16 protein-coding genes are annotated in these 11,557 nt (G+C 38.6%); 7 read left to right on the top strand and 9 right to left on the bottom strand.

Features of this window, described 5'->3' with window-relative positions; genetic code table 11:
• Window positions 1–5: 5 nt before the first annotated feature.
• The 8 genes from argD to ctaG form a co-directional block, all read right to left on the bottom strand.
• Window positions 6–1,172 carry an acetylornithine transaminase gene (gene argD, locus IQ10_RS09355; RefSeq protein WP_144450224.1) on the bottom strand — a complete coding sequence of 389 codons (1,167 nt, stop codon included), beginning with the start codon at window positions 1,170–1,172 and terminating at the stop codon, window positions 6–8.
• A 14-nt stretch (window positions 1,173–1,186) separates the two neighbouring features.
• A complete protein-coding gene (argB, locus tag IQ10_RS09350; protein WP_144450223.1) occupies window positions 1,187–1,972 on the bottom strand; it encodes an acetylglutamate kinase in 786 nt (261 codons plus the stop codon).
• A 30-nt stretch (window positions 1,973–2,002) separates the two neighbouring features.
• A complete protein-coding gene (gene argJ, locus IQ10_RS09345; RefSeq protein WP_144450222.1) occupies window positions 2,003–3,238 on the bottom strand; it encodes a bifunctional glutamate N-acetyltransferase/amino-acid acetyltransferase ArgJ in 1,236 nt (411 codons plus the stop codon).
• A 17-nt stretch (window positions 3,239–3,255) separates the two neighbouring features.
• Window positions 3,256–4,293 carry an N-acetyl-gamma-glutamyl-phosphate reductase gene (argC, locus tag IQ10_RS09340; protein ID WP_144450221.1) on the bottom strand — a complete coding sequence of 346 codons (1,038 nt, stop codon included), beginning with the start codon at window positions 4,291–4,293 and terminating at the stop codon, window positions 3,256–3,258.
• 241 nt (window positions 4,294–4,534) lie between these two features.
• Window positions 4,535–4,855, bottom strand: coding sequence for a redoxin domain-containing protein (locus IQ10_RS09335; protein WP_144450220.1), 321 nt, complete (start codon window positions 4,853–4,855; stop codon window positions 4,535–4,537).
• Between the two features lie 18 nt (window positions 4,856–4,873).
• On the bottom strand, window positions 4,874–5,068 hold the full coding sequence (locus IQ10_RS09330) for a hypothetical protein (protein WP_144450219.1): 195 nt from the start codon (window positions 5,066–5,068) through the stop codon (window positions 4,874–4,876).
• 73 nt (window positions 5,069–5,141) lie between these two features.
• Window positions 5,142–5,735 carry an SCO family protein gene (locus tag IQ10_RS09325; protein WP_144450218.1) on the bottom strand — a complete coding sequence of 198 codons (594 nt, stop codon included), beginning with the start codon at window positions 5,733–5,735 and terminating at the stop codon, window positions 5,142–5,144.
• Between the two features lie 19 nt (window positions 5,736–5,754).
• A complete protein-coding gene (gene ctaG, locus IQ10_RS09320; RefSeq protein ID WP_144450217.1) occupies window positions 5,755–6,669 on the bottom strand; it encodes a cytochrome c oxidase assembly factor CtaG in 915 nt (304 codons plus the stop codon).
• Window positions 6,670–6,809: 140 nt separating this feature from the next.
• Between ctaG and IQ10_RS09315 the strand changes: the two genes are divergently transcribed.
• From IQ10_RS09315 to IQ10_RS09300, 5 genes are all read left to right on the top strand, one after another.
• Window positions 6,810–7,622, top strand: a complete 813-nt coding sequence (locus IQ10_RS09315) for a Cof-type HAD-IIB family hydrolase (RefSeq protein WP_144450216.1) — start codon at window positions 6,810–6,812, stop codon at window positions 7,620–7,622.
• A 71-nt stretch (window positions 7,623–7,693) separates the two neighbouring features.
• Complete coding sequence (locus IQ10_RS18010) at window positions 7,694–7,855, top strand: hypothetical protein (protein ID WP_158640020.1); 162 nt, start codon at window positions 7,694–7,696, stop codon at window positions 7,853–7,855.
• Window positions 7,855–8,070, top strand: coding sequence for a DUF3813 domain-containing protein (locus IQ10_RS09310; RefSeq protein WP_144450215.1), 216 nt, complete (start codon window positions 7,855–7,857; stop codon window positions 8,068–8,070). Before IQ10_RS18010 ends, IQ10_RS09310 begins: the two co-directional genes overlap by 1 nt.
• 273 nt (window positions 8,071–8,343) lie before the next feature.
• Window positions 8,344–8,799: a GNAT family N-acetyltransferase gene (locus tag IQ10_RS09305; protein WP_144450214.1), complete on the top strand. Its 456-nt coding sequence runs from the start codon at window positions 8,344–8,346 to the stop codon at window positions 8,797–8,799.
• A gap of 217 nt (window positions 8,800–9,016) precedes the next feature.
• Entirely contained in the window at window positions 9,017–9,616 is a 600-nt protein-coding gene (locus IQ10_RS09300) for a YkzI domain-containing protein (RefSeq protein ID WP_144450213.1), read from the top strand.
• Between the two features lie 210 nt (window positions 9,617–9,826).
• On the opposite strand, the gene IQ10_RS09295 is transcribed toward IQ10_RS09300, so the two are convergent.
• A complete protein-coding gene (locus IQ10_RS09295; protein WP_144450212.1) occupies window positions 9,827–10,408 on the bottom strand; it encodes a helix-turn-helix domain-containing protein in 582 nt (193 codons plus the stop codon).
• Window positions 10,409–10,526: 118 nt separating this feature from the next.
• Between IQ10_RS09295 and IQ10_RS09290 the strand changes: the two genes are divergently transcribed.
• Complete coding sequence (locus tag IQ10_RS09290; RefSeq protein WP_144450211.1) at window positions 10,527–11,234, top strand: AzlC family ABC transporter permease; 708 nt, start codon at window positions 10,527–10,529, stop codon at window positions 11,232–11,234.
• Complete coding sequence (locus IQ10_RS09285; RefSeq protein WP_144450210.1) at window positions 11,231–11,542, top strand: AzlD domain-containing protein; 312 nt, start codon at window positions 11,231–11,233, stop codon at window positions 11,540–11,542. Before IQ10_RS09290 ends, IQ10_RS09285 begins: the two co-directional genes overlap by 4 nt.
• Window positions 11,543–11,557 lie beyond the last annotated feature (15 nt).

Below are 11,557 nucleotides of genomic sequence, written 5' to 3'. Positions count from 1 at the left end.
TTGTGTTATATATGAGTCGCTTGCTTTTCACTCAAATTTGTTACGACTTCTGTTAAAATCGAAACAGCTTTTTCTAATTCTTGTTGTGTGACAATTAACGGTGGCAAAATCCGTAATACATTCGGACCTGCAGGTAAAACGAGCAATCCTTTTTCACGACAAGCTGTAATAATCGGTGCTACTTCAATTTGACAAGCAATTCCTAGCATTAACCCTTTACCACGAATCTCGTCAACTATCGCAAGTGATTTTAAGTTTTCTTCTAATTGGTTTTTAAACCAATCTCCCTTTTTCTGAACAGACTCTAAAAAAGTAGGGTTTAAAATTTCTGTTAATACCGCTTCTGCCGCAGCCATTGCAAGGGGATTTCCTCCGAATGTCGAGCCGTGACTTCCAGCTGAAAAAGCTTCTTTTAATGCTTCCTTACCAATCATCGCACCAACAGGAAAACCATTTCCAAGTCCTTTGGCCAATGTGATAATATCTGGCGATAAGCTAAGATGTTCATAGGCAAAAGCTGTACCCGTTCGACCAATTCCCGTTTGAACTTCATCAATAATGAGCAAACAATTAAACTTCTTACAAATGTGTGCTAATTGTTTTGCATACTCCTTGCTCATTAAGCGGATGCCGCCTTCTCCTTGAATCACTTCAACCATTATTGCAGCTGTTTGATCAGTCACAACTTGCTCAAGCGCATCAATGTCATTAAGTTCAACGTACGTAAATTCTGATAAAAGCGGTCCAAATCCGGCATGAATTTTCTCTTGCCCTGTAGCAGCCATACTTCCAAGTGTTCGACCGTGGAAGGAATTCTTTAAGCTAACAATATGGTGCTTACCTGTTGCTTTACGCGCAAGCTTAATCGCTGCTTCATTTGCTTCTGCTCCACTATTACAGAAAAAGACATAATCTCCTACGCTATGACTTGCAAGAATTTCTGCTACTTTCTCTTGTCCTTCAAATTGAAATAGGTTTGATGCATGCCACAATGTTCCTAATTGTTTTTCCACAGCGGCTTGAACTTTCGGATGACAGTGACCTAGATTACAAACAGCAATTCCCGCAATAAAATCAAGGTACTCCTTACCATTTTCATCTACTAATGTCGATCCATTACCTTGCTGCGCCTTTATCTCCCATCTAGCATAGTTCGGAAATAATGCACTCATATTTTTCATCTCCTTTACGATACCGATTGACCAACCGCTGATTTAACAATTGTTGTTCCACTTACATATCCATATTGTCCTACAGTTGTTGATTTACCGTTCATAATCATGACTGACTGAAGAGTCTCTGTCAATGCATTAAGTGCTGCTCTGACCTTTGGCAGCATACCACCATATATCGTTCCGTCTTCAATAAAAGCTTCGATTTCATCTGCCGTTACTTTTTCTAAGCATTGACCGTCTTTTAAAATACCATCAACATCGGTCACAAACACAAGCTGCTCTGCACCAAGCTCTTTTGCGATCGCCCCTGCCGCACTATCTGCGTTAACATTATAATGAGTCCCATGCTCGTTCATTCCGATCGGTGCAATGACAGGGATCATTTGCTTTTCCATTAAAGAAATAAGCAATTCCGTGTTCACATTTGTAGGCTCCCCAACATATCCTAGCTTTTCCTCATTTATAGCCTGAACTTGCAAGAGATTGCCATCACAGCCAGATAACCCGACAGCCTGACCATTTGCTTGTTGAAGGCTCGTTACAATTTGCTTATTCACCTTTCCACATAAAACCATTTCTGCTGTCTCAAGCACATCAGCCGTTGTTTTACGCAGTCCATCAACAAATTCTGACTGAATATCGAGTTTCTCTAAAAGCTGATTGATCGCAGGCCCACCACCGTGGACAATAATCGGATGCTTACCTGACTTTTGCATCGCAACCACGCTTTGAAAAAAGGCCTCTGACAGCTCTGATATCGTACTCCCACCACATTTAATGACGATAATGTCCTTCAACTGTTTCTCCTCCTAATTTTCTACTCGTTGTTATGTGCGATAGCCAGCGTTAATCCGTACATAATCATACGTCAAATCACAGCCCCATGCTTTCCCAGTTCCATTGCCAATTTTCAGATCAACATTTATCTTAATCGTCTCTTCATCCTTTAAATAAGCAGTTGCTTCTTCTTCTGAAAAGACAACAGGTTGACTATTAACAAGTGTTTGTATTGGACCAATAGCAATATCAATCGTATCTGGATCTATTTCACAACCGCTATACCCAACTGCGCAAATGATACGTCCCCAGTTTGCATCCGCTCCGTAAACCGCTGATTTCACCAAGTCAGAACCGACGATTTTCTTTGCTACTTTTCCAGCTTCTTCATCATTTACTGCCCCTTGGACTTGTACTTCAATTAACTTAGTTGCCCCTTCACCATCACGAGCAATTTTCTTCGCGAGTGACTCACAAGTCAGTTTCAAAGCTTGATAGAATCCATTCCATTCTGGGTGAGCAGGAGTAAGTGTTTCGTGTTCCGCTAGTCCTGACGCCATCACCACAACCATATCGTTCGTTGACGTATCTCCATCAACCGTAATGCTATTAAATGTTTGGTTTGTGATTTCTGATAAAGCTTGTTGAAGTACGCTAGGCTCAATCACAGCATCCGTTGTTACAAATGAAAGCATCGTTGCCATATTCGGGTTGATCATACCAGATCCTTTTGCAACCCCACCAACCGAGATCGCTTTGCCATCAATCGTTGTTTGATAACAAACCATTTTTTTAATCGTGTCTGTTGTTAGAATTGCTTCATTAAACGCTTCTGCAGCTTCTATAGTAGCTTCTGGTTGAAGTTGTTGAATACCAGGTACGATTTTATCCATCGGTAAATACTGGCCAATAACTCCAGTAGAAGTAACCGCAACGTAATGATTGGGAACATTAAAATGCTCAGCACTTACACTGCGCATTTCATAAGCATCTTCTAGCCCTTTTTCTCCAGTACATGCATTCGCATTGCCACTGTTTACGACAAGAGCTTGTAATTTGCCTTCTTTCATAATACTTTCTTTCGTTACCTTAAGAGGTGCAGCTTGGATACGATTAGTCGTATACACAGCTGCAGAACTCGCTGGCACTTCACAAAAAATGGCGCCTAGATCAAGTCTCTTTCTTTTCACACCTGTATATATACCAATTGCTTTGAACCCTTTTGGTGTAACAATACTTCCGTTCTCAACTTCTATTACTTCTGGCGCATTAGCTGTGCCTTTCATTTCATGTCCACCTCTCATTATGGATACATCGGAACTAAGGTTAATCCTGCCTCTTCTGTAAATCCATTCATTACATTAAAGTTTTGTATCGCTTGACCAGATGCACCTTTGACAACATTATCAATTACAGATACAACGGTAATTCTTCCTGTTCGTTCATCATATGTTAAGCCAATATCACAGTAATTGCTTCCGTACACTTCTTTTGTTGCTGGGAATTCACCTTGTCGTCGGACTCTCACAAACCGTTCATTGCCGTATACCGTTTGATAAAGCTCTCGAAGCTCCTGCTCGCTCGTTTCTTTCTTTGCCTTCATATACATCGTCGACATAATCCCACGTACCATTGGCACAAGATGCGGCTGGAAAGTAACAAATGACAGATCATTGTCCCACTTATGAAGTTGCTGCTCAATCTCTGGTATATGCTTATGCTTATTGATTTGATAGGCTTTGAAATTTTCATTCATTTCACTATAATGAGTTATTGCCGATGGTGATCTTCCTGCTCCAGATGTTCCTGACTTTGCATCAATAATAATCGAATCAACATCGACTAATTTATTTGTTAACAATGGAGCAAGCCCAAGTAATGTGGCCGTCGGATAGCAACCAGGGTTAGCGACAATATTTGCCGAACGAATTGCTTCACGATTCCATTCTGTTAAACCATATACAGCTTTATTAATAAGGGCGGAAGATGCCGCCTCGCGTTGATACCATAACTCGTACGTTTTAGGGTCTTTTATTCGCAAATCACCTGATAAGTCAATCACTTGGCAACCAGTCCCAGCAATCGCTTCTGACCATTCAGCCGAAAAACCTGGAGGTGTCGCAAAAAAGACCGCATCCACTTCGTCATTTATAGAGTCAAGATTAATAGCTTTTAACTCTTGCTCATAAATAGACATAAGATGTGGATAAGATTCATTAATATTCATTCCCTCTTTCGATGACGTATACAACACAACCTCTGAAATATGAGGATGATGTTTCAATAGCCTTAATAGCTCTGCTCCACCATAACCTGTTGCACCAATAATACCAACTCGCATTTTTCTCTCTCCCAACTACTTAGCACTCTCGTTTTTGATCTTGGTACTCATTATAGCTATGTATAAAAATTAATTCAACTGTATTTTTATTTTATTTCTAAAAATTCAAAGCCTCATTCATAATATAGGTAATGGACCTCTAGATAAATAGCATACTTTGGTTGCTTTTATACCTATTCTTACCTATATAATGTCTTCTTTAGCTGAAAAAGAAAAAGATCAATGCTCAGTGCGCATTGATCTATTGATTCATTTCTTTAAATTGTTCATGAACAATATTGGAAGTAGCCTCAATTTGATCACCCCAATAATCGTTCACTTGATGGTAGACATAGTTTCCATCTGCATCAAGGATGCTTACCCCTCGGTAAGACATATTATGTTGATCATCTTTCATCTGGACATACTCTAGTACTTCAAATTCTTCGTCAGATAAAAACGAAAAAGTGAAAGCACCTGCTTCTTTTAATGCTTTGGAATTACTTGGTGAATCAACACTAATCGCATAGATATCGGCATCTAAATCTGCAAATAAATCAAGATTCTCTTGCAACTGAACCAGTTGCTGTTGGCAAAGTCCTCAGCCAACCTCTGTGAAATGGAACAAAATCGTTGCTCGTTCTTTATTCGTTAATGTGACCTCTTCACCTTGTTCATTGACTAGTGTAATTTCTCCCGCAGATTCTTCTTCAGAAGAACCACATCCCACCAAAACGAAGAGTAGAGCGATCACTGATAAGAACATCACCACGTGTTTATTTCTCATAAAACGCATCTTGTCACCTCTTTTCTATTAAAAAGTGTAAATTCATTTAACACCATCGTCAATCAATACACATTCTTTAAACCTATTGAACAGTCTCTATTAAATCAGCAATCATTAACTCTTGATCCGCTTGGAGTCCGTCGTATTTTCGGATCACATTCCCTTCAGGATCAACGAGAAAAAAACTTGTACTATGCATAATGTCATCACTATCTTCAATGTCTTGGACAAGTGCTGAGAAAGCATCCTTAGAAAAATCCGCAATCTCCTCCTGTGTATAGCCACTTAGAAATTGCCATGAATCCAAATCTGCTCCTACGTTTGTTCCATACGATTTTAAGTGTTCAGGTGTATCTCGCTCGGGATCAACCGTAAATGAAATAAATGACATCTTAACTCCTTCTTCTTGCATAGCAGCTTGAAGTCTTTGCACGTTCGGAGTCATTGTCGGACAAACCGTGGGACAGTTAGTGAAAATCATATTAGCAAGCCAGTATTGACCAGAAAGTTGTTCTGTGCCGTATGGTTCGCCTTCTTGATTTGTAAACTCAAACGCTGGAACCTCCATTCCTGCTTGTGAAACATCAAATTCGGAAGAACTGCCTCCTCCAACTTGATATAACCATCCACATCCACCTAAAAGTAAAATTAAAACGACTACACCAAAGTGTTTCATGAATTTTAATCCTTTCTGCTTACGATTTTGCTGTCGGAATATCACTGATTGTTAGCTCACCGTCTTGAAGCTTTTCCTTCAACAGCCACTGTTTAAAAACATAACCAATCGTAATGCCGTATGCGATTTCTTGCATGATTTTCATTAAAGCACCTGCTAACTGCTGATCCATTCTCGTTTCTAAAAAGGCAAAAGAATTCGGTCCTGCAAACAAGCTCATTGGAACCTCTGCACCCGCTGGTAAACAATACGCCATGACAGATGACCAAATCGTTGGGTCTGTATACGTTTGATAAAGCGGTTCAGGTGCAAAAATAATAAGAGCACAAGCTGGTGTAATCAAAATGCCATTTGCAAAAATATAGCCTATTCGTCGTAAATCGGACAGGCGCGACGTACTTGGGACTGGAGCAATCATATGCCACCACATCAATACAGCAGCAATAAAAAGGAGATATTGATACAAACTATGAAGAATCACCGATTGCATCAATGTGTCAAACATAAATGGTACGTGATAGAATGAAAAAAGACCGTTAAAAAAGAATAGAGCAAAAATCGGACTCCATATGACACGGAATATCTTCACTGTTAATGGTGTGCGAAAACGGTCAATCAAAGCTTGAAACATCCAAGACGGTATACCGAGTAAAAGGAGAGGTGCTGCTATAAAGTAAGCAAAAACCATTTGTATCATATGAAAGCTGATCATAATATGTCCAGCAAGATAAAACGGACTTCCCCAACCTACATACAGTGCAACCAATGCTAAAATAAAATAAAAGCGTTGTTTAAATGGGACAGGTGCTCCGTCTTTAAATCGGCTCCATTTTTTGATAAGCCAAAAATAAATTAATCCAAGGAACACAAGCGGGATTAGTAACTCAGGTGTCCACAATGCTCGAAAACCAAAATTTTGAAATAACACACCCACAATATAACCTCCTTTATGGAGAAAATAACATCTACTAGCATGTCTACAGCTGTTATCATAACACACTTACATAAAAAAAGTTTTGAACGAATAAGAACATTTTCAAGGAAAACAAAGCCAACCCTAGAAAGGATGGTATGATGTCGAACCAACACTTAATTGCCCTTGACCTAGATGGAACATTATTAACAGATGAAAAGACAATCTCATCTCGGACAAAGAAAACAATTGCAAAAGCACGAGAAGAAGGCCATATTGTCGTTATTTCTACAGGACGACCTTATCGTGCTAGCATGCAGTATTACCAGGAACTAGCACTTAATACTGCAATCGTTAATTTTAATGGTGCTTTTATTCATCACCCTTTTGATAAAAGCTTTGGAACCTATCACTCACCACTTGATTTAAAGACAGCTAAAACCGTTATTGAGACATGCGAAGCGTTTAATGTCAGTAATATTATGGTAGAAGTCATTGATGATTTTTATCTCCGCCATTTTGACCAAGTGTTTGTTGAAACCTTTACAGCTGGTCAAGACCCTAAGGAACATGGAGATTTATTAAACATTTTAAAGGATGATCCTACCTGCGTCTTGGTTCATCCTCAAGATCATCATGTGAAAGAACTTCGCGAACTTTTAGTCGATTCTCACGCCGAAGTCATTGACCAAAGAGTATGGGGAGCACCTTGGAATGTCATTGAAATTGTTAAAGCAGGTATGAATAAAGCAATCGGTTTAAAGAAAATCTCTGAATTTTATCAGATTCCACAAGAGAGAATTATCGCCTTTGGTGACGAAGATAATGACCTTGAAATGATTGAGTATGCAGGACAAGGTATTGCAATGGGCAACGGGATTGACGAGCTAAAAGGTATCGCAGATCATATTACACTTACTAATGAAGAAGATGGAATTGCCGTTTATCTTGAAGAGGTATTAAACTTACGCTAATAAGTGAATGAGTTTCGCTTAATTCGGTTACGTTATGAGGGTAGTTAACTGAAATAAAGGAGCGTGACCATATGAGTAAGCACTCTCGTTCAAAGAGAGCGATTCAACAAGGTAAAGATGCTGTTCAACCAGCTAACGAAACTGAAGGTCTTAACATATCTGACATGAAAGATCTTTCTCTTGAACAAACCGAAAGACTGAAGCACCCTCATTCAAGAAGAGGTGGAAACTAATGGGTAATCAACTTTATCAAGAAGCTCGTGAAGCGGTTGCTCGTGCAGAACTCCTTTCTCTTGCCGCTGAAACCGATATCCAGCGTGAAGCCGTTCAAAAAGAAATACAAAGAGCAAAAAATGCCTTGTCCTCTGCATTCGCTAACTCCTCACCTGCTGAGCAGGAACAACTAGCTGAAATGCAAGATCACTTGCAAAATATCACCAGCATGTAGCATAAAAAAGGAAGCGAACGAGAGTACTCATCTGGTACTCTCGTTCGCTTTTCACATTTTAAAAATAGATTACTTTCTTTCGGATTTGAAGTTTGATCAACGATAATGATGATCACCTAAGCACCGTAACGACATCAATGTAGAAAGTTCAACCTTTATAATCATGAAATACGGTTCAATATTGACTTTAGCTACTAACCTATCTCTTTTTATGTTAACCTTACACTAAGGATTATTTAATGGATGCTCTTATCAATAGGAGGAAATGGCAAAATGGTAAAGGTGTACGAGGTTACTAAAGGGATAGATAGCGAATTTCAAAGGCGCATTACAGATTTACTGATGGGGCAAATGGAATCACTTGGTACGAAAGATGCGTATGAACAAGTTAGCACAACAGTAGAACTTGCTTTAAAAGAAGATTCACAGGCTCATATTTTTGTGGCTGAAAAAGATGATACATTAGTTGGCGCAGCTTTTTTTAACGTTGCATTAAGCATCGATAAAGGCGGACATTACATATGGTTAAATGACTTGTATGTTCATCAAGAGCATCGTAATCGAGGCATTGCAAAAAAGCTTCTACTACATGTGATTCACTGGGCGGAGCAACAAAATATTAAAGGGATGGAGCTTGAAACAGGTATAAACAATGGGGCAACAAAAGCTCTTTATAATTCATTAGGATTTTATGATATTATTTCAAAACGATACGGATTTCGATTTTAAAACCGCTGAATTTTTTTAGCGGTTTTTATCATGTGATCAAAAAGATTTTACGAGTGAGGTCTAGTGTCATTCCTTGAATAGATGCTGATATTTCTGCTTATTTTCTCCGCCTATTTCGGTTGCAACTAGGCATTTCGCTTCTTTTTTTTGACTTTTCAACATATGATGTAGCAACCTTAATCATTAAGATGCGATGCCGTCAAAGGAGTGTATACTCATGAAAGATTCATTTGTTGATGTGGAGTTTTCAGAAATGTATATCGAACTTTCTAAACCTGCACTACACCAATTCATCAAAAGAATGATGAGTCAGCATTATTCTCTCTTCTGGCGCTATGATACAAAAACGATCTACCTCATGATTGAGCTAGAAGATTATATTCATGAGCTTCCTTTCATACGTAATACAGAATTTCTTACTCTCTCTGCTAAGTGTCTTCATGTCTATGATGATGTACTAGCAAGTGCACTCGAAAAACTGCTACAAAAGGAAAAAGGCAATGGCATTGTCAAGCGTGCAACCGAAGGTCCTCTCTATATTACTTCTTACCAAGCTGGCGATATCGAGTCTATGATCGAAATTGATGGGAGTGAAAAAGTCATGATGAATCGAAATGGGTCACTAATTCAGTACAAAGATGATGGCAAGTCACTCGAACCACGTACAATTTATAATATGATGAACCTTGAAATTGACTATGTATTAATGGAGTTACATGAGGCATTGCTTGATTCAGATGAATGGTTAGTAGAATCACATAAGAAGAAACTGACGAAGTTATTAACTCGTCGAAAACAAGTAGAACAACTTCTTTAATCCTACAAATAATATGTTCAACTCATTAGTCATTTCTCTCTTCTTTTAAGCCAGTAACAAAAAGCAAGCACACATCTTTCGGTGCTTGCATTTTTGCGGGAATTTATTTTCAGCTACTGAATTCTTTTTCATGGAACAAGTTAGGAATATAGACGCCTTCGTTTGCTAACCCACTATATCGACTTACCTTCTTACTTGGATGATTTATAGTCATTCATACTGATAATGCTTAGTTGGATAAAAAATAAGGATTGTCAATATACAGTCTTCAGTCTTATTGTGATTAACGTAAGCATGCTGTTGATCTGCTAAAAAATGAATCCCGTCTCCTTTTTCAAGTTTGTATACTTCCTCTGACAACTCAATTGTAACCTCACCTTTTTGGACAAGTAAATACTCCTCAACACCACTAGGATGAGCTTCAGCTAAGTGCTTGCACGCCTTCGATAATTGAACTGTATAGAGCTCAAAGGGCTTATTTATCTCCTTTGAAAAAAGTGGGAATACTTGGAATGATCCGTTATGATCTGTAATGGATTCAATCTCCGTATAACGTATAACTTTCACACTTGGCTGTTGTTCTTCAAGAAAAGCCGAAAATGAAACATTTAAACTTTTAGCTACTTTCCATAACGTGCTAACAGTTGGATTTGATTCTCCCCTCTCAATTTGACCAAGCATCGGCTTACTAACACCAGAATGGCTCGCTAATGTATCTAAGCTCCACCCTCGATTATGGCGAAGTTTCTTTAATCTATACCCAATTAAACGTGATAGCTGGTCTTTTTCCATAGCATTTCTCCTTGTTCATTAGTGTTAGATAACGTACAATTGTATTGTATTACATACATAATTATTTTACTATTCACTAAAATTGTACCATGATTAATTGAAAGAAAGGAGAATAGAAATGTCAACAACGGTAATACCTAATCAAAAATCTTCCATTATCCAAGGTATGATAGCTGGTTCAAGTATAGCAATTGGCTATTTACCCGCTGCCTTGACATTCGGTCTACTTGCAAAAAGTACAGGTCTTACACTTCTAGAAACCGTAGCTATGAGCGTTTTTGTCTTTGCTGGCGCTGCCCAATACATGGCTTTGAACTTAATCGCACTTGGTACAGGTGCATTTGAAATTATTTTCACGACCTTTATCGTTAATATTCGTCACTTACTGATGAGCGCATCTGTAGGTGAACGTGTCGAGGATGACCATCTCTTTATTAAAGCCCTCTATTCATTTGGGATAACAGACGAAGTATTTGCTGTTACAACAACTAGAGAAGGAACTGTTAAAACAGGCTTCGTTGTAGGAGTTGCTGTAATGGCTTACGTAAGTTGGGTTGTTAATTCAGGGCTTGGATACGTTGTCGGAGCTATCTTACCTGTCACGCTTCAAGAAAGCATGGGTATTGCTCTGTATGCAATGTTTATCGCCTTATTAATCCCTTCCTTAAAAAAACAACGGAAAATTGTCTTTTTGGCAGTAAGCGCTGCCATTTTTAATAGTCTTTTCTCACTTATGTTACCAAGTGGATGGTCGATTATTGCGGCTACACTGCTTGCTTCTGCAGGAATCGAATGGATTACTCGAATAGGAGATCGTAAATCATGAATATGACAATGATCATTATCATTGCTGGAATGGCTCTTGTCACGTACATACCAAGGATGCTTCCTCTTGTCTTTATGGATGCTGATCGAATTCCTTCTTGGCTACAAGCTATGTTACGTAATGTTCCTTACGCTGCTTTAGGAGCGTTAATATTTCCAGGGATTTTAACAGTTCATGAAAATATTTGGTACGGAATAATAGGAGGTATCACAGCCATTTTCGTAGCTTATCTTGGTGCTAATTTAATTATTGTTGTCATGAGTAGTATTGCCGTACTTATGCTCATTTCAATGTTTTTATCCTTTTAATTTCTTTTATAACCT

The organism is Halalkalibacter nanhaiisediminis (assembly GCF_007830185.1).
Classification (GTDB): Bacteria; Bacillota; Bacilli; order Bacillales; family Bacillaceae_D; genus Halalkalibacter; species Halalkalibacter nanhaiisediminis.
Note: the sequence above shows the minus strand (reverse complement) of the source record. Positions and strands in the feature narration are given on the sequence as shown.